This window comes from Virgibacillus oceani, assembly GCF_014638995.1.
Taxonomy (GTDB): Bacteria; Bacillota; Bacilli; order Bacillales; family Amphibacillaceae; genus Virgibacillus_E; species Virgibacillus_E oceani.
This window is the reverse complement of the sequence record NZ_BMFR01000006.1, coordinates 96,695-115,555: the sequence shown is the minus strand read 5'-3', so window position 1 is coordinate 115,555 and position 18,861 is coordinate 96,695. Positions and strand designations below refer to the sequence as shown.

The window sequence follows — 18,861 nt, the reverse complement described above, 5'->3', positions numbered from 1 at the left end:
TTTAATTACATCCTTACTTCATTCCGTACTTTTATTTATCGCTTCGTGCATTGATACTTTCTTTAATAATCGCTTATTAAGTAAAAGCGTAACATAATAAGCAGCAAGTATTACAAAAAAACTAATCGCAATATTTACCCAATCAATTTTAACTGGAATGGTTATGTTCATTTCGGCTGTTATTGAGTTCAGAAATGCTGAAATAGATACTAATGTAATTGGAATAGCAATAAAAAATCCCAGAATAACAAACCACACATTATATCCGATCATAAGCTTCTGAATAGTACGTTCATTATACCCTATCACTTTCATCAGCGAAATTTTATATGAATTCTCCTCAATTAGTAATGAGATTAATATATAAATAATAATAACGGCTATAATTGCTGCAACCAAAGCTATCGCGATGATGCCATAATTTAATGGCTGAATGATTTGCTCGAATCCCGTAACCATGTTATCTGTAAGTGATTTTGATGCCAATTTCTCTTTTGGTATGGCAAGCTCTTTATCTGAATACAGTGCCATATAGCTGTCTTTAGGATAATCGTTTAGCTGGTTTAATTGTTCCAATGGCATATAAATCATATCCCCAAGATAGGAGTTTGCTATATGGTCAATCCTAATGGGAAACGTTTTATTGGATAGTTGACTCGTAACTTCAATTTTATCTCCTTCTGCAATATCCAGTTTGTCCGCAAGTGATTTATTTATAATAACCGAATCGAATTTTAGACGATTGCCATCCATGTCCTTTAACTGAATCGCTGAATTATCTGGTTCTAATCCTGTTAAAACAAGGGACTGATCACCTTCCTTCGTTTCTATCGCGGAAGGAATGCTTGATGCAGGCTGACCGGACTGTGGCGGTTCTGTCTGCAGCTGGTTGAAGGTATATTCATACTTATAATGATAAACCTCAGTAAAATTATCATGAACCAAATATGTCATCGAGTCCTTCGTGATAAAGCCCATCAATAATAAAAGTGTCGCAAACATAACACCTATTGATAAAAAACCAATCCTCGGCAGATTACGAAAAATATCCCGCAAAATGAACTTTTTCGCAAATTTCAAATTGCGTAATTTAAAAATACGTTCAACTTTATTAACCTTGGTTTTTATTCGTCCCCCTTTCATTAATATCACTGGAGGTATTCTCAGCACACGTCGTACTAGAATATATGTTAAGGGAACAAAGAAAACAAGCGGTAACAATAAACTGATCAACAAATAGCCCGCATGTGGGTTTGTTGTTAAAACCGGCAGATTATAGTAGGCAGAAAATACCGAGATTAATGGATGCATTAACAACCAGCCCAATAACGTACCCACGATACTTCCAGACAGAGCCAGCAATGCAGCATAGGTAAGATAATGCCGAACGATTTCACTTTTTTTATAACCGATTGCATACAAAGTGCCAATTTGGACGTATTCCTTCTTCATTAACCGCCACAGCAAAATTAATATAATGACTAACGTAATCAGCAATATTCCAATTGGTAACGATTCACCCATTTTTTTAACGGCTGCTATATCCCCTTGAATAAATGTAATCCGATTATTATCTTGTTTACCGATCCACTGCAGCACATGATTATTCTCGTTTAGCAAATGCTTAAATGTTTCCTTATTATCCTGATTAAACCGAACACTATAATAGCTGTGTGTATTCGGCATATTCTTCAATACATCTCCCTGAACGATTGCAACCCCAAATGCACTCGGATTTTTTAAAAAACCCGATGTTATCCTTAATGGGTAAATATAATCAGGAATCGCCATTGTTCCTTTTACGACAAATTGTTCTCCCGATAAATCCAGTTGATCACCAATTGAAATGTCATGTGCTTTTGCAAATCCCTGATCAATTAAAATATCCTGATCAGATTGCAGCTTTCGACCTTCTATTACGGAATACGTATCAATAGAATGTGTCTCATTCAACAATCTAACAATCGTATCTTCCTTCATGGGTACATCAACGGACAATCTTCTTTCTAATTGAAGATCAAACTGTTCTTCCAGTTTATCCGTTTTCTTCAGAGGGTCTTGAACAACGAAGTTCGCATCCTCAACATGATTTGTTTGATAAAACGTATCTAAGTTATCAACTAAATTAGTCCCAGCAGCAGTAAACGAATAAAATAGTGCTGAACTGATAACAATTAGGACCCATGCAGCCAGGTATTGTGCCTTCTTCTCCTTAATAGTGCGAAACAGCTTTTTCCATAAAGTCACTACCATTCAATCCCTTCTGGTTCAATTGGCTGCTTGTTAATGGTATTCGATTCTATTTTTCCATCCTTAAGTGCAATTACTCGGTCTGCCATCGCACTTATTGCCTCATTATGCGTAATGATAAGAACTGTCGTATTATATTTATCATTAATCTGTTGAATCAGCTTTAATATTTCCTTTGATATTTTTGAATCTAGTGCACCTGTTGGTTCATCACATAAAAGCAATTCCGGCTTTCTTACGATTGCACGAGCAATTGAAACACGCTGCTGCTGTCCCCCACTTAATTCACGCGGAAAACGGTTAGCCATTCCTGTTAAACCAACAGCATCTATCAATTCATCGATTGTTAATGGTGACTTGCTTATATTTGCTGCTAGCTCAATATTTTCATAGACCGTCAGATTTGGAATAAGATTATACATTTGAAAAACAAAGCCAACCTTCTCCCGTCTATAATGAACTAATTGATTGTCGTTTAAAGAGACAATATCTTCACTATCAACATGTATTGTTCCGGAATCAACCCGGTCTATCCCGCCAATCGCATTAATTAGCGTCGACTTTCCTGAACCAGATGGACCAAGAATAACCACAATTTCTCCTCTGTTAATATCCAATTTTATGTCTGTTAACGCTTGAAACGAAGATAATCCACTCTGATACGTTTTATTAACCCCTTCTATTCCAAGTAGTTTACCCATTCATTTCCCTCCGTTAATCTTTTAATTTACCAGCAAATATAAATTCGATTTGCTGCTTTAACCTGTGTAAAAATTGATCTCTTGTTATAGAATCGTCATAAATGTAACTAAACATTTGCATCATTGCCGCGGCATATACTGTATTTGCTGCTTCTTCGGTATTTATTGGAGTAAGAAAACAATCGGCATTTTCTTCGATTATTTGTCTCACCCAAAGCATTGCTTCTTCATCCAGACCGAATAGACCACGACGCAGATGTATGCTCTCTTCTGCTTCCTCTGTCATTGCATGCATAATTTCCCTCCAAAAAGACTTTGAATAAAGGTCAAAAAATGCTGTAAACTCGGTCATTAATTGTGTAATCGATTCAACCGGATTTCCATTATAATCGGCAATTAATGATTGATTGTCATTTTCTAATTGTGCTACTTCTTCTGCAAAGATGGTGAGCAGTAATGCCCCCTTAGACGGGAAATAATTGTAGATTGTTCCTGTTCCAACTTTAGCGTCCTTTGCAATCATTGCCATAGACGTATTTTGAAACCCTTTATCCGTAAATATTTTTTTAGCTGATTGAATGATATTCAGTTGATTCTGTTTCTTCTTCTCTTCACGTAATCCTGACATGGTTTTATCTCCTTAAAAGTGAATGAGTTCATTTATGAATATATTCATATTTTAAATTATATAAAGTTTCTTGTCAAATGCATGCAATACCTCAAAGTAGGAACCGTGATATAAAATTTCCGGTTCTACGCATTAAAAAAGACAGGATCTGAATAATAATTTGATCCTGTCTTTTCCTTAATATTTTAAAAGATTGCTATGCTGCCTTTTTTGCATCGCCGCTTTTCTCTTATTCATCATGGTGAATATCAGCTTCAACAAAGGAGGCACCGCAAAATAAATAAAGAAGGTACGAAACAGCTGATATCCTGACACTATCGATAAGTCTGCATGAATTTCATGAGCAATAATCCCCATTTGATCCATTCCACCGGGGGCCATACTCAACAGTGCTGTAGCATTTGATATAGGATGAAATTGATTAAGAATCAGGCTTAATACAATTGCCCCTATCACCAGCAATACGCCACTTGCAATTGCAAGGCTGAATGTTCTTATTTTCCTGGATATTTGGTCTGTTCTTAGCATTAAACCTACATGTGTACCAATCATTAACTGTGCCATATCAATTATAATGAATGGAAGATGTGGTCCTTCTAAACCACCTAATTGAAGTATTGTCGTTCCAATAATAGGCCCCAGTAAATAAGCAGTAGGAAATTTAATTTTAGTACCGACAAGTGCAAATAAAATACACACGAGCGCAAAAATAATAATTTCCGGGAATAAATTTGCAAATTCAGGAGATGTGGATGTTGAATTTACAACGTTTACTGAACCATTAGCATCCCCTTCCCCAAACAATGGAATCGTAACAAGCAGCGGCATAACAATAATAATGATCATTAGGCGGATAACCTGTGTAACCGTCACAACAGCTAAATTAATCCCCTTTGTTTCCTCTGCAAGCATGATCACTTGCGTCAATCCACCAGGAATACTACCTAAAAGCGATGTACTGTAATCATTCCCGGATAGCTTTGATACAACATAGGCAATACCAGAGCATAATAGTAATAACAATAACGTCATTAGCAGCATGGAAGGTAATTGAAATGCCATTTCTTGCAATGCGTTTGACGTCATCGATAGCCCTATCGTATATCCAACAAGAATCATACCTGCATTTCTAAAGGATGCTGGCCATACATAATCAAGTTTCATCGCATTTGTTCCAATTAATACAGCTATCATCGGCCCAAGCAGCCAAGGAACCGGGATATGAATCAGTGTAAATAGAACACCTCCGATAATGGCAGCAACAAGTGTTGGGATAATTTGTTTAACGTTATTAAATTTACGTTGCTTCATATTTTATTCCAGCTTTCATTCCAGTGGTTCTTTACTGATCGTGCAGTTCGCTATCTTTCTAGCTTAAGTTCTAATTTTCCACTTACATTTCATAAACAATTGACTCCCTTTTAATTCCGCAGTAAGGCTTCCATCCATTTTTTGCATCAAACCCTTTGCAATGGATAAGCCCAATCCTGTACCTTTTCCTTTCCTTACTTGATCTGCTTTATAAAAACGATCAAACAAATGAATAAGATCTTCCTCCGTTAACAATGGAGCAGGATTACTAACGGTAAACACGACAAATGATGAAGTATTTTCAAGGGTTATGGTTATATTACCAGTTGAATGCCTTATAGCGTTAGTAACTAAATTTTCTACAACACGTTTCACTGCCGAAGTATCCGCCAAAATCCACGCGGAATTTTCTGGCATACTGATGGACGGCACTATATTTTTTTTATTTAATTCCTCATAAAAGCCTACTAAGACTTCTGGAACCAATTCATTTAATTTTACCTGTTCTACCCTTAATGGAAAATCCTCCGAATCAATAATGGACAACTCAAAAAAGTCCTCAAGCAAGACTTTTAATCGAAGTGCACCATTTTTAACTATCGCAGTATATTCTGTTCGTTTTTCTGGAGTTATGTCATCCAGTTCTAAAAATTGTATATATCCTAAAATGGATGTCATCGGTGTACGGATATCATGTGAAATGCTTGAGATTGCCTGTTTTAATTCGTTTTCAGTCCTCCTTTTTTGTGCAATTGACAGTTTGATTTCATTAATTTGGTTATTAATTTCCTTAGTAAGTCTCTCGAAATCCCTGTCATAAAAATCAAGTGTAATTTTCCTTTTGGTATTATCCAGGTGTGCATTCTCTAATTGTTCAGTGACACTGCGTATTTCCTTTCTTAAGAAAAGAAGACGTGTGAGAAAAAATAGTGCAATCAATATTGAAATTATTGTTATATACATCATTTTTCTCACTCCATCCATTTATTTTATTTCCTTTTTTTGTAATACAAAGCTACCCCATAAACCAAAAACTGCAAAGGTAACAACCGGGACGATTATCATTTTAAACATTTCACTATTGTTAAATGTACTTGCATTTATAATTTCCCAGACTAAATTAAAAATAAAATAGTTTGGTACAAATTCAAATACTGGTATTAAATCAGCAAATTGAAACATTATACTTTCAGAAACCTGAAAAAAAAGGAGCATTAAAGCAATTGCTTTTCCGCTATCAGTCAATAGAGTCGCAAGCAAAGCCATCATAGATGCATATGCAGCTGCATAAAGTACGATCAATCCAATCGTTTTTAAAAAATAGTCCAGCTCGGGCATATTTTGAAAATCGAAATATAAAGCAAAAGTGCCTGTTAAGACGACTGGAACAATTAACGAAATGATTATCGCTCCAATTGAAAATACAACTAATTTCGCAAAGTAAATTCGTATTCTGCTGTTCCCGGAAGATACAATACTTTTCATCGTTCCAAATGAATATTCTTTAGAGATAAAGAAACCGGCTAATATACAAGGGACAAGCTTTATAACATAATTGTTTGCACTAAGCAGCTTTGACTGATAAAAGTCACTCAATTTAAACAACTCGGTCCCCTCGTCAAACACGATTAATAAGGGGTATATAATACTCGCGACAACCAATAGCAATGTCAACAACCAAAACGAACGATCCTTTCTTAGCTTATACAATTCCGCTTTAATGATATTACCCATGTTGAACACCACCAATAAGATTCATAAAATAAGATTCCAAATCCTGTCCCATTGGCATAAATTGTTCAATAACCAGTCCGTTATTGACAAGAATTGAGGATATCCTACCGGGCTCATCAACAAATTTGAATAACTTAATAACACCATCTGGCATAACTACAAAATCATTCGTTTTAAGGATTGTTTCCATAATGGAGGCTGCCTTTTCCGGATTGTTCACTTTAATTTGCAAAAATTGCTGGCACTTCGCTATAAGCTCATCCATCGTTAATTGCTCCAACAAGTTCCCTCTATGAATAATACCATAATGGGTCGCGAGCAAATGCAATTCACTTAGGATATGGCTGGAAATTAAAATCGTAATGCCAAATTCCTTATTCAGTCTCTTCAAAAGCTCCCTCACTTCGACAACTCCCATCGGATCCAGACCATTGGTGGGTTCATCGAGAATTAAAAATTCAGGGTCTCCAAGTAATGCAATTGCAATCCCAAGCCTTTGTTTCATACCCAAGGAAAAATTCTTTGCCTTCTTTTTTCCTGTATCGTTAAGGCCGACTAATGCAAGGGTCTTTTCCGCACAATCTTCCCCTGGTATTCCTTTTAATAGCCGATGCGCTTCTATATTTTCAGCAGCCGTCATATGCGGATACAGCGCTGGACCTTCAATCATCGTTCCTATCCGTTTCCGTGCATGAATAAGTTCCTGTCCATTGCTTTCCCCAAATAATTCAATTGATCCGGTAGTTGGCCTGGCAAGACCAGAGATAATTCGAATTAAAGTAGATTTCCCGGCACCGTTTTGTCCAATAAAACCATAAATGGATCCTTTTTCAATAGAAAGGTTTACTTTACTTAGTGCATGCTGTTTTTTAAATTTCTTAGATAAACGGTCTGTTTTAAGAATATATTCACTCATCTATTTCCCTCCCTAATGTGATGCTTAAAGTATAGAAAGAAAATCTTAATCAATACTTAAGGAGAAAATTAAGAAAACCTTAAGATTTAAGTCGGTAACCCATCCCCCAAATCGTCTCAATATATTCTTCATCCGGATTAGCTGCTGCCAGCTTGCTTCGAATATTGCTCATATGTACATTAATCGTATTATCATCCCCGTAAAACGCTTCATTCCAAACACTTTCAAACAAATTTTTCTTTGTAAAAACCTTTTTGGGTGACGACATTAAGAGAACTAATATCTCATATTCACGCGCTGTAAAAATAAGCTCTTTACCTTGTACAGATACAATTTTAGCATCTGGATCAACTTCAATATCTTTATGTTTAAGTTGTTCTTCGATTTTTGATGATAGATTAATACGTTGATATCTTCTTAAATGGGATTCAATTCTTGCGGAAACCTCTTCTATATCAAATGGCTTTGTAATATAATCGTCCGCACCTGTTCGTAACATGTCTATTTTGGTTTGTTGATCTAATTTTGCTGAAATAATAATGACTGGGATATTACTTTGATCAGCAATTTTTGCAAGAATTTCATCACCAGACATGCCAGGAAGCATAAGATCAAGAAGCACCATATCCCATTCCTTGCTTTCCAAATAAAGCATTGCCTCCGTACCGGAAAAAGCTGGCTGTGGGAAATAACCGTTTTTTCTTATAATATTGCATAGTAATTGGTTAATATCGTCATCATCTTCAACTACTAAAATTTTTATTTGTTCATTCATATCTATTTCACCTCTGATGTTCCAGAATGATCTACTTCTAAATAATCATAAACGTTTTATTTTCTTTAAACAATCTATGTCAGTAGACTAACTTCCAAACTTAAGGTTCTCTTAATAATTATCTTTAGAATTTTTAAAGGACTTATATCTAAACTTAATCTATCAAAAAAGGGGGTCAATAATTGTATGAAAGTCATTAGAATTCACGATAAATGGAAGAAAAGCTTGATAATAGTAATCTCTATTATCATATTTATATGGTCTTTACTATGTTTTAATATTGAAAGTACTGGGGCACATACAAACAAAACGATTTGGGAAATCGATCGATTCATACAATCCAAAATGGAAAAGAACAACATTCCAGGTGCAGCAGTAGCGATTACCCATAATAATAAAGTTATTTTTACAAAGGGATACGGAAAGACAGGAGACAACACCTCCGTTACAGCAAAAACACCATTTGCGATTGCTTCATTAAGCAAATCCTTTACAGCACTGGCTGTTATGCAGCTAGTTGAAGCTGGAAAAGTGAAGTTAGATACTCCTGTTGAGGATTATATTCCTTCCTTTAAACTCACCGACACAAAAGGCGCCAAAATAACTGTACGGCAGTTATTGAATCATACAAGCGGATTAACAGATAAGGTATACCCGGATATGACGCTAAATCCACAGCCAAATTCATTAGAAGCTGTTATAAAAAGATTAGAAAATGTATCTCTCGCAGTCGAACCAGGTAAGGAGTATCATTACAATAACCCGAATTACCAAATACTAGCGCGTCTGGTAGAGGCAGTTAGTAATGAGGAATTCTCTACCTATTTGGAAAATCATATCTTTCAGCCATTAGAAATGGAACAAACATTTAATGTGTCCACTACCATGGAACTTAATCAAAATCCCGAATTCCCTTCTGGTCACTATTTTCTGTTCGGAATACCTGTAGCCGTTGATGAGCCCAATTGGTTTATCAGTGGTCCTGCAGGTATTGTTTCTAACGTCAATGATATGGCAAAATGGTTAATTTCACAATTAAATGGTGGAAAATATCGTAATGAGCAGATTTTAAGTAGTGAAAGTATAAAATCAATGCAAACCGCTTCAAGTCCGACAATTTCTTATGGAATGGGCTGGAATATAGGTAAGACAGAGGATGGAAAAAAACAAGTACAGCATAGCGGGATATTATGGACCTACAAAGCTGAAGAGGTTTTGTTACCTGAACAGGGCTATGGAATCGTAATGCTGTTCAACAGTGGCTTAAATGCCTTTGTTGACTACTCCTCCTTTACAAGTGGCATATCTAAGCTACTATCGAATCAGACTCCAAATGAGCCATTTTATAATAGTCAGATGATTGAAATGTTCATGGTTGTATTAATTATAATCACCATTATCATAGGTATTCGAAAACTAAAATATATAAAAAAATGGGAAGGAAAATATAAAAAACGTCCAAAATGGCGATCCATTATCTATCTGATATTTTCGCTTTTACCGTTATATATATTGGTTTTCTTACCACAGCTGCTGACATTTATTGGAGGTGGGCGAGTACTCAATATAAAGGGAATTTTTCTAATGATGCCCAGTATTATTATTTGGCTAGGAATAACCTCTATACTAAGCCTGGCAATTGTCATAAGATGCGTTATCCGGATTCCAAAATTAAAAAATAGTTCACAAATAAGTAATTTAAAAGATAAACTCTTTTAACAACTGCAGTGTCTTTAATAGTTTTCCAAGCGGATCTGCCGATTGAGCTTTTCTATCGGCAGATTTATTTATTTTATCCAAGTGTATCTGCCGATTAAACGTTTCTATCGGTAAATTACTTTATTTTTCACAAGCGAATCTGCTGATTGAACGTTCCTATCGGCAGATTACCTTTATTTTATCCAAGTATATCTGCCGATTAAGCTTTTCCATCGGTTTTCCAAGCGAATCTGCCAATAAAGCTTTTCTCACGGCAGATGTCCCTGCCTTTTTAGCGACTACGGAAATGACACCCATAGTCCATACCTAATTGCTTAATAATCACGATTCACAAAATAATTCAATATATGTTTTAGAAAAGTGGTATTGTGTGGCATCTTCTGCAATGCTTCAATAGCAAGACAATAATGCTCCCACATCGCTTTTCTAGCACCACCTGGACCAAGGATGGAAACAAATGTAGAATTGTTATTTTCAGCATCCTTATTGGTCGATTTTCCAAGTAGGTTCCAATCTCCCTCAACATCAAGCAGGTCATCCTTTATCTGAAATGCAATGCCGGTGTGATAGGCATAATTTTTCAAAGCAGCAATTTCAGACTTATTTGCTTCGGCAAGTATTGCAGGCATTACAAGGGATGCTTCGAACGCTATACCAGTTTTATAAAAAGACATCATATTTAATTGTTCCAAAGTCAATTGTTTCCCTTTTGAATCCAGATCCATCGCCTGCCCCTTACACATATCGGCCGTCATTTGTGATGAATATTGAATTAGGTTTAGAACAGTTTTTGAATCGAACTTATCAAGTAATGCTTGTTCGTTGGTTGCCTTCTGAGTCAGAAAGAGACCAGTTAATTCTGCGATTGCAGTGTTATAAACTTGATGCAATGTAGGATGCCCCCTGCGGATAGACGCATTATCCTGGGATGGAAGGTCATCAAAGATTAAGGATGCTGTGTGCATGTATTCTAATGACCTTAGCAGCGGAGTGATTGCTGATTTGTCTAATCCATATTCGTTAACGGCCATAAGCCAAGTCATTATTGGTCTCAACCGTTTCCCATCACCTTCTAGGCTATAATTTGCAGCATCAATGATTGGTTCCTTTATTAATGGTTTCTTTTGATCCTTAGGTATAATTAAAATGGTATTAATTTCGTTACGTACAGCTTCAATAGTTTCTGAAAAGTATTCCCGTTCCTTCCGTTCATTTTTCAGAATGGTAAGTATATGGTCGCGAAGCAGCTTATCAAAAAAATCCACGTCATCAGCTTTTCGTACCAGCTGTTGAATGACTTTATTGAACTTCGGATTTCCGGAGAAAAAGAGTTCCATAACCTCCTTGTATTTTTCATTCCCCATTCGTTCTTTAAATCGTTTCAAACCATTTATCACACGGTCTAAAATAACCTCACAGGTTTTGGGATCTGAGTTATATACGTTATGGATCAAATTGGAGATAACCGTCCAGTATAATTCAAAAGGATTTATAAGATCCGGGCGTATGTCATGGTATTCCAAATAATACGTATAGGGTGTTACCGCACCATCCTTCATGTCTTCAAACATATCCGTAAAATCATCGGCCAGCTGGTTATAAATACCATAATAGAATGTCCGGCTGTCAATTTCCTCATCCTCAGGGGCGCGGATTACTGAACGGACAATCAATCGTGATGATGCTGATTTTAAAATGATTGGTATATAAAGCTCTTCATTGGTGTAGCCCGCATTTGACAAGTCTTTTAAACGGTCAACTTCCTGCGAATTAAAAAATACATAAGCATGCTCGAAAAAGTTTTTACTTGTCTCTGGTTGCTGATGAGCCTTCAAATACTCAAATGCATCTCGAAGTTCCGAATGAATATAACGAATGAGTTCCTTTGTTTTTCCGTGCCACTCACCCATTTCCGGCACCGATCCTGTAATAAGGGTGGTGCGTATCAAATCTGAGTATTGCTTTTTTTCCTTAGTGGATAGGACATTTGAATCCAGAAGATCGTCAATGAAGGGATATGTCAGACCATAGCAATAACCTAGCCTGATAGCTTTATCAAGTCTCGAGGCTCGTTCGTCAGGAGATATCTTATCCCCCATTTCCTCAGTCTCCTGCATTACCACCCCGGCAATAATCTTAATCAGTTTTCGCTGGGCTTGGTCAGCATCCATCTCCTTTGGGATATTAGTGGATACGGTCTTAAGTTTGTTCATCACCCAAATCATGGCAGATTCAACGCCTTCCTTCTGGGCAAACCGGTACAAACCTGCCATACTGAATAGTTCCGGTTTATCACTTTTATCTTTAATCAGATAATCCTTCAAACTGTCAACTATACTCCTAATCCTAGTCTGCGTGTCAGTTGAATTCAAGTCTCTTCCCAAATCCCGCATGAAAATGTAGGAAATACTCCGATCCAAATAACTATCCAGTTTCCCTGTATAATACAGCCATTGAATATAGTTATGATACCCTTCTTGAATATTAGATTTTCCCTTGCGGCGCGATAAATAGGATAAAAATGAATGATGGTGTATATGGTTGTGTTTCCATGATTTTATATCTTTAGTCAGCAAAGGTGCATATGTTTTTTTCATAACTTGCTCATGAAGCGATTTAAAATATTGGGCAGCCTTTTTTTCGGCTTGACGATAGATGCTATTGGCACTATTTATTAATTCCTCATTCATACTAATACCTCTACTTAATCCAATTTAATAATCCAAACATTTTTCTAAAAAACAAAGTAATTTATATATAATCTAAAGGTAACATTTTTATAACTCTAAAGCTCTCAATTAATCTAAAAGAATCTGTTTCTCTTCGTAAAATATCTTCTACAACCTGAACAGAACAAAAAATTCGCATAAAAAAGACCCGGATATCGGGAAGGTTTATTTTCACAGAATTCGAGTCAGAATTGAAATTGTTAATGTTTAGATAAAACGGGAATAAATTCCAATAGAGTTTCCTTAGTTAGGTACCTTCCGCCAGTATTGACGTGTTTCTTCGTCAAGAACAACGTATCCTAACTTTTCAAGTTCGTTTCGAAGGTCTTTTATATCTTTGCCTTCTTCCTTCTGCAATGCAATTTCTCTTGCCTTAAACACAGCGTTGGCTGCTTGCGATATATCCGGTGTATCTGGAACCCAGCGTCTGTATTCATTTTTAAACGGATCCCCCTCTTTTGACCATGGATAACCATGCTTCTCAAAAGCCATTGCAACCGGGTCAGTTTTATCATCATATTTATCGCGAAACAGTTCATAACCGGATTTCCCAAGAATCACAAGCTGTTTACCATCAAAAAACAACGTCTCAATGTCCTTTAAAGGAATTATCTGCTTATACCCATCCTTTTTCAGCTGTACCTCATGATCGGTAATCGTAATAATAAGCAATTCTTTAATTGCTATAAAGGCAAGCACAAATCCTGCAATTAAACCAAGTACCGCCAAGATGATTGGCAGCCAAAACCCATTTAAGGAATTGATAATTTTAATCGGCCCCTCAAAAGGAATCCAAGGCAATGTTAAAGCCCATGCAGCGATAGATGGGATGAAATATCCTAGAACAAGCCCAACTCCACCAAATACCCCGTAAAGTAAAAATCCAGTTAATCTGGAATATCCTAATACCGTTTCTTCATGATTATATGCCAACCGTGTCACCTTCTTTTTAAATTAAACTTTAATTGCTTTTTCAACAATATCTATTAGTTCATCGCTGTATGTTTCCAGCTCTACCTTACTAGTAATATTGGAGTTCATCATATATTCACCAATTGCACCTTGAATTACATTTGCCATGACCTCAACATGAAACGTTCCAAATATCCCTTTTTCCTGACCATCCCTAAGTATTTGCTGAAGCTCATACATAATTTGATCTTCATCATCATCACCTAATTTATAATAAGGAATGTTGTCGGGTGTTCTGGCATTAAAGATAATTTCTATTAGTGCAGTATTGCGGGCATGATGTGTACCTTGATATGCTAAGCTGGCCATTATAAATGTATCCAATTTTCTTTCAGGTGCTTCTTCCTGCCGTACTTTACCTAAAATATAGGAAGTGAAGCGTTCCAAAAGTTTCATTAGCAACTGATTCATCAAATCGTTTTTATCTGAGAAGTGATATGAAATCAATGCAGTACTAATCCCTGCCCTTTTGGCAATCTGAGAAAGACTTGCCTTTACATAACCGATTTCATCAAGCGTTTGTATTGCTGCCTCAATGATTTGTTCACGTCTTGCCTCAGCAATGAACGAATGTTTCTCTTTTCTACTCTTTTCGTTAGGGGTCTTAGCCTTTCCCTCACTTTCATTCATAGAAAAACTCCTTTACTTTTTTGATTAAATGATTAATTTTTTATTTGAATGGTCAATCAAATTTTATTGCAAAAAAATAATGGTGTCAACATAATTTTTAATCATAATCAATTTGCTTTTTAATATAATTTGCATCCTCTTTACCGATATTATAATACTCTGCCTGATGTTGTGAATTGCTTAGGGCTATCTATGAAAATATGAACATCCGGATTGTCAAAATCTACTTTTAGATTGTAATTTTGTTTTTTATTCAAATAGATCATCATAAAATTATCAATAACTTCTTGGTTTTCTGAATCAGTTATCACTTTTGCAAAGTCAATTTGCCCCTTATGATTATCAAATCCTACACGAATCTCCCTGGAGTGATTGTTAGTAACTGCTTTTCCTACTATATAACCACTCGTGAATACACCGAGAATTAATGCAATTACAATAAGTTTTTTTAGTTTCTTCAACGAATACCCTCCTTTTAACCAATTTTCCAATGAATACAAATTATCTTTTTGACTTTGCAATTTTGTTTTTATCTATTAGAGTTAATAATCAGAATCCCATTATTTATTTTAACACATTACCATGTATATGGATGTGAACCATTTTTACCTGTAATTGCAATGTTTACTGCCTAGCAGGAATTGGAAGGATCCTCCACTTATTCCAGTTGTGATACCCTCTATTCAATTGCTTTTGCTGCATGTTTTGGAAATATACCCATTTGTGTAATCCACAGTTCAGCAGGTAGTTATCCAATCCATTTTTTTGATTAAGGTAAACGAAAAAATCCCTCATAGTAATACTTTTTCTCCCGGTATATATAAGGAAATATGCCCTAACGTATGCCAAGGTGTGCAGGACTTTCAATGTTTTTCCGTATGCTTCCCCCCACTATCCAATGGTGTATAAACCTTTTGTGTATATTTCGTTATGGCTGCATCATAATTTGGATACTTATATTCCAGGGCCTTTGCCACAGCTTTAGCGTATTTTCTAAATAACTCATAACAAGTAAATAAAGACTGCCACACGGCTGAATAACTACTTCCAGAATAGCTTGTAAGCAATGTTTCCCAATCTTGTTTTGGGAGGTAACGGTCAATAAATTTGCAGTTTTTTCCCACACTGAAATTAAAGCCGTTCTCTAAACCGATTTGCCAGGACATCATTCTTAGCAGATTTGGCCTTACAATCTCATTCAAATGATCAATAGCAAATAGGATCTCCCTTCTCGCTAATCCCTTTACTACATATGTTGAAACCCACCAAAATTCATTGCAGCAATCATCAAATTCTCTTGCAGTTGGTTTTTTAGTCCAATATTTTTGATCATTTGGAGTTACTTCCTCTTTAACAAGTTGATCCTTATCCAGCAAGACTTTAACTAAACCGTCACTATTAATAAAGTAATCCTCTACTTCTTTAATCGGAATAAGTGTCAAATCTATCCGATTGCCATCCTCAAATAGCATGAGATAAGAAAACCAATCCCCTAACTCTGGCGGAAAAAGTTCCATATCTTCTGGTTTTTGCATCATTAAACGATCACCAAAAATATCTAGCCATTGATCGTTTTTTTTGAATGAATCCATATCTGTTACAAAATAAGAAATATCATAATCCTGGAATGAATCACGGGGAATGTTTTTATTCGTTCGTGATCCTTCCAGCGTTACAAGACGAATTCTAGTATCATTTCTCGCAAAATCCATTAGCATACTCATCATTTGATGCTCACTTCTCATTGTGAATTTCCCCCAGTTATTAGTCTCACATTTATGGCCACCAATTACTAATTATGCTAACTATTTCCAATTCTATTCTGACTTCTATTTTTGCATCAGCATTTAATAATCATATCCAATACAGATTATCATTAATGAATATCTTTTTTCTTGAAGTTACCACCTTTAACTTCAGCAACATCATACACTGCAACAAAAGCATGTTTATCAATTTCATAAATGATTTCTTTCATTTTGCTGTCTTCTAAACGGTTAATAATACACGTAATTTCTTTGAATTGTTCATTTGTATAACCGCCTTCAACTTGATTATATGTTGCACTGCGCCCTAAACGATCACGTATGGTTTCTACCATTAACTCAGGTTCGCTTGTAATAATTTTAAACGTTTTAGAACCACTTAACCCTTCCTCAACAGTGTGAATAACCTTAGAAGCAATAAAATAGGCAATTCCCGATAAGAATGCACCTTCAAGACCAAACACTGTTGAAACAACAATAAATACAAACAAGTTTAAGAATAAAATAAGGTCACTTGTTCCAAAGGGCAATTTTCGAGATAGCAATACCGCTAACATATCAATGCCATCTAATGCACCGCCATTTCGCAATGCTACCCCCATACCGAAACCAATAACAATACCACCAACGACAGTAACTAGCAATGTATCTCCCTGAATGATCGTTGGTATATGGTGCATAATGCTTGTCCCATATGCCAATGAAATTATACCGATAACGGAATATATGGCAAAACTTTTACCTATTTGTTTGTATCCCAAAAATATGAACGGGATATTCAATACTGCAATCAGAACTCCCAGAGGTATCCCAAATAACTGCGAACCAACGATACTTAGACCCGTTACACCGCCGTCCGACACGTTGTTAGGAATTAGTATTGCCTCCAATCCATAAGCTGTTATAAAAGCTCCAATAATAACTGCTAGAGCCCGTAATACCTTTTTAATTCTTACTGTGCTTTTTTGCCTTGTGTTTGTGCTCATTTGTTTTCCTCTTTCCAAACTATGTTCTATTATTTCTTTTGTATTTTTCATTCCTATATTTAATTATTTCTTGCATTGTTCCGGTAGTGTTTTGCATAATGGTTTTCACTCTTTGTATAAAGCATAATGGTTTATCAGCGAATCATACAGTGAAAAGCTAAATTAATATATGTATGTAATTCCATTATATATTTATTGAAATGAAAGAAAAAGACTGAACCATTATTGGATCCAGCCCGAATATAAATCGCTTATTTTGCTAAGGAATTTCCGAGTTCTTCAATGAAAAACCAGGAAACAACTATTGGATGGAGATGCAGTGACAGGTTTAATGTCCCAAATCACTTTTACCTTGAATGGCTCACTTCGCCTGTTCCCCTGTACCAGCCATATTCTCTCGGCCAAAGTTATGGAGCAATGCCCGCACTTCATCTGTTGACTCAGTCGCCATCAATTGATTTCTTAATTCACTCGCACCTCGAAACCCACGGACATATATCTTAAAAAAGCGACGAAGAGGTTTGAATGGACGTGGCTCAAATTCTTTTGAATAGTTATCATGGAGATCAAGCTGCAACCTTAAGAGATCAAGCAATACCTTACTGCTATGGTCTTTCGGTTGTTTTTCAAAGGCAAATGGATTTTTAAAAATACCACGTCCAATCATTACTCCGTCAACACCGTATTGATGAACGAGCTCCATGCCTGTTTGATAGTCAGGGATATCTCCATTGATCGTCAAAAGAGTGTCTGGTGCTACCTGATCTCGAAGCTTCTTAATCTCCGGAATCAGTTCCCAATGAGCATCCACATTGCTCATTTCCTTTCTTGTACGCAAATGAATGGAAAGATTAACGATGTCCTGCTTCAATAAGTGTGTAAGCCAGTCATGCCATTCGTCCACATCCGTGTAACCAAGCCTTGTCTTCACACTAACAGGCAATCCCCCTGCTTTTGCCGCCTGTATGATATCCGCTGCAACGTCTGGACGACGGATAAGACCAGATCCCTTCCCCTTTGGTGCCACATTTTGAACAGGACAGCCCATATTAATATCTACGCCACTAAATCCAAGTTTCGCCATACCAATACTCATTTGCCGAAAATACTCAGGCTTATCTCCCCAAATATGGGCAACAATTGGTTGCTCATCTTCTGTAAAAGTCAAACGTCCGCGCACACTTTGGATTCCCTCAGGATGGCAATAGCTTTCTGTGTTTGTAAACTCTGTAAAAAACACATCAGGTCTGGCTGCTTCACTTACTACATGGCGGAAAACAACATCCGTCACGTCTTCCATTGGTGCAAGTATAAAAAACGGTCGTGGTAAATCACGCCAAAAATTATCTTTCATATCAAATTCAAACCCTCTCATTATGGGACACTAGGACAGACCTTTTCCCCAAAAATAAAAAGCATAGATGTGCATGCTCATTTACACCCATACTAAGCTTAAGGTATTTCCCCTAAACTATTATATTTTATCATTATATACATTAATAGTAACAAATAAAAAGTGCAAGTAGAATAGGGTAAATGAGGTAATGAGGAAGGCAGTTATAGTGGCCTGGTTTATACTACATATTAGTGAAAAAACGCATTTTCAGAAAAGATTGTTACATGCTATGATCATATTTATTCCCGCAAATGAAATAGGAACACTTAGTTCCGATTATTACCGGCTATGCGGAAGTCCATCACGGCTTTAACGCTGGAACTGGATGTGGCCCACCATGTTGCTAGC

General features: G+C 36.2%; 16 protein-coding genes. 1 reads left to right on the top strand and 15 read right to left on the bottom strand.

Annotated features, from left to right (window positions below):
• Positions 1–18: 18 nt before the first annotated feature.
• The 8 genes from IEV74_RS09455 to IEV74_RS09420 all read right to left on the bottom strand — a co-directional run bounded on the left by IEV74_RS09455 (position 19) and on the right by IEV74_RS09420 (position 8,315).
• Positions 19–2,253, bottom strand: a complete 2,235-nt coding sequence (locus tag IEV74_RS09455) for an FtsX-like permease family protein (protein WP_188455133.1) — start codon at positions 2,251–2,253, stop codon at positions 19–21.
• Positions 2,247–2,951 carry an ABC transporter ATP-binding protein gene (locus tag IEV74_RS09450; protein ID WP_188455132.1) on the bottom strand — a complete coding sequence of 235 codons (705 nt, stop codon included), beginning with the start codon at positions 2,949–2,951 and terminating at the stop codon, positions 2,247–2,249. The genes IEV74_RS09455 and IEV74_RS09450 overlap by 7 nt, the downstream gene beginning before the upstream one ends.
• A 13-nt stretch (positions 2,952–2,964) precedes the next feature.
• Entirely contained in the window at positions 2,965–3,579 is a 615-nt protein-coding gene (locus tag IEV74_RS09445; RefSeq protein WP_188455131.1) for a TetR/AcrR family transcriptional regulator, read from the bottom strand.
• 177 nt (positions 3,580–3,756) lie between these two features.
• Positions 3,757–4,890, bottom strand: a complete 1,134-nt coding sequence (locus IEV74_RS09440; RefSeq protein ID WP_188455130.1) for an AbrB family transcriptional regulator — start codon at positions 4,888–4,890, stop codon at positions 3,757–3,759.
• Positions 4,891–4,953: 63 nt separating this feature from the next.
• Positions 4,954–5,856: a sensor histidine kinase gene (locus IEV74_RS09435; RefSeq protein ID WP_188455129.1), complete on the bottom strand. Its 903-nt coding sequence runs from the start codon at positions 5,854–5,856 to the stop codon at positions 4,954–4,956.
• A gap of 18 nt (positions 5,857–5,874) precedes the next feature.
• Positions 5,875–6,624, bottom strand: coding sequence for an ABC transporter permease (locus IEV74_RS09430; protein ID WP_188455128.1), 750 nt, complete (start codon positions 6,622–6,624; stop codon positions 5,875–5,877).
• A complete protein-coding gene (locus tag IEV74_RS09425; RefSeq protein ID WP_188455127.1) occupies positions 6,617–7,540 on the bottom strand; it encodes an ABC transporter ATP-binding protein in 924 nt (307 codons plus the stop codon). Before IEV74_RS09425 ends, IEV74_RS09430 begins: the two co-directional genes overlap by 8 nt.
• 79 nt (positions 7,541–7,619) lie before the next feature.
• Positions 7,620–8,315 (bottom strand): response regulator transcription factor, encoded by a 696-nt coding sequence (locus IEV74_RS09420; RefSeq protein ID WP_188455126.1) that lies wholly within the window; start codon positions 8,313–8,315, stop codon positions 7,620–7,622.
• A 186-nt stretch (positions 8,316–8,501) separates the two neighbouring features.
• On the opposite strand from IEV74_RS09420, the gene IEV74_RS09415 reads away from it, so the two are divergent.
• Positions 8,502–10,034, top strand: a complete 1,533-nt coding sequence (locus tag IEV74_RS09415; protein ID WP_188455125.1) for a serine hydrolase domain-containing protein — start codon at positions 8,502–8,504, stop codon at positions 10,032–10,034.
• Between the two features lie 314 nt (positions 10,035–10,348).
• Here the strand turns inward: IEV74_RS09415 and IEV74_RS09410 are convergent, their stop codons facing one another.
• The 7 genes from IEV74_RS09410 to IEV74_RS09380 all read right to left on the bottom strand — a co-directional run bounded on the left by IEV74_RS09410 (position 10,349) and on the right by IEV74_RS09380 (position 18,471).
• The gene (locus tag IEV74_RS09410; protein ID WP_188455124.1) at positions 10,349–12,724 is read right to left on the bottom strand and encodes a polyprenyl synthetase family protein; all 2,376 of its coding nucleotides are present in this window, start codon (positions 12,722–12,724) and stop codon (positions 10,349–10,351) included.
• 282 nt (positions 12,725–13,006) lie between these two features.
• Positions 13,007–13,696 carry a YqeB family protein gene (locus tag IEV74_RS09405; protein WP_373284325.1) on the bottom strand — a complete coding sequence of 230 codons (690 nt, stop codon included), beginning with the start codon at positions 13,694–13,696 and terminating at the stop codon, positions 13,007–13,009.
• 21 nt (positions 13,697–13,717) lie between these two features.
• On the bottom strand, positions 13,718–14,365 hold the full coding sequence (locus tag IEV74_RS09400; RefSeq protein WP_188455122.1) for a TetR/AcrR family transcriptional regulator: 648 nt from the start codon (positions 14,363–14,365) through the stop codon (positions 13,718–13,720).
• 149 nt (positions 14,366–14,514) lie between these two features.
• A complete protein-coding gene (locus tag IEV74_RS09395) occupies positions 14,515–14,826 on the bottom strand; it encodes a hypothetical protein (RefSeq protein WP_188455121.1) in 312 nt (103 codons plus the stop codon).
• Between the two features lie 402 nt (positions 14,827–15,228).
• Complete coding sequence (gene ant(6) / locus IEV74_RS09390) at positions 15,229–16,110, bottom strand: aminoglycoside 6-adenylyltransferase (protein WP_188455120.1); 882 nt, start codon at positions 16,108–16,110, stop codon at positions 15,229–15,231.
• Between the two features lie 131 nt (positions 16,111–16,241).
• On the bottom strand, positions 16,242–17,117 hold the full coding sequence (locus IEV74_RS09385) for a YitT family protein (protein WP_188455119.1): 876 nt from the start codon (positions 17,115–17,117) through the stop codon (positions 16,242–16,244).
• Between the two features lie 361 nt (positions 17,118–17,478).
• Complete coding sequence (locus IEV74_RS09380) at positions 17,479–18,471, bottom strand: tRNA dihydrouridine synthase (protein WP_188455210.1); 993 nt, start codon at positions 18,469–18,471, stop codon at positions 17,479–17,481.
• Between the last annotated feature and the right edge of the window lie 390 nt (positions 18,472–18,861).

Coding starts and splice junctions, on each gene's coding strand:
- IEV74_RS09440 (WP_188455130.1), bottom strand. CDS start 4,890: ATGAAGCAACGTAAATTTAATAACGTTAAACAAATTATCCCAACACTT.
- IEV74_RS09385 (WP_188455119.1), bottom strand. CDS start 17,117: ATGAGCACAAACACAAGGCAAAAAAGCACAGTAAGAATTAAAAAGGTA.
- IEV74_RS09420 (WP_188455126.1), bottom strand. CDS start 8,315: ATGAATGAACAAATAAAAATTTTAGTAGTTGAAGATGATGACGATATT.
- IEV74_RS09400 (WP_188455122.1), bottom strand. CDS start 14,365: ATGAATGAAAGTGAGGGAAAGGCTAAGACCCCTAACGAAAAGAGTAGA.
- IEV74_RS09415 (WP_188455125.1), top strand. CDS start 8,502: ATGAAAGTCATTAGAATTCACGATAAATGGAAGAAAAGCTTGATAATA.
- IEV74_RS09380 (WP_188455210.1), bottom strand. CDS start 18,471: ATGAAAGATAATTTTTGGCGTGATTTACCACGACCGTTTTTTATACTT.
- IEV74_RS09425 (WP_188455127.1), bottom strand. CDS start 7,540: ATGAGTGAATATATTCTTAAAACAGACCGTTTATCTAAGAAATTTAAA.
- IEV74_RS09410 (WP_188455124.1), bottom strand. CDS start 12,724: ATGAATGAGGAATTAATAAATAGTGCCAATAGCATCTATCGTCAAGCC.
- IEV74_RS09450 (WP_188455132.1), bottom strand. CDS start 2,951: ATGGGTAAACTACTTGGAATAGAAGGGGTTAATAAAACGTATCAGAGT.
- IEV74_RS09435 (WP_188455129.1), bottom strand. CDS start 5,856: ATGATGTATATAACAATAATTTCAATATTGATTGCACTATTTTTTCTC.
- IEV74_RS09430 (WP_188455128.1), bottom strand. CDS start 6,624: ATGGGTAATATCATTAAAGCGGAATTGTATAAGCTAAGAAAGGATCGT.
- IEV74_RS09455 (WP_188455133.1), bottom strand. CDS start 2,253: ATGGTAGTGACTTTATGGAAAAAGCTGTTTCGCACTATTAAGGAGAAG.
- IEV74_RS09445 (WP_188455131.1), bottom strand. CDS start 3,579: ATGTCAGGATTACGTGAAGAGAAGAAGAAACAGAATCAACTGAATATC.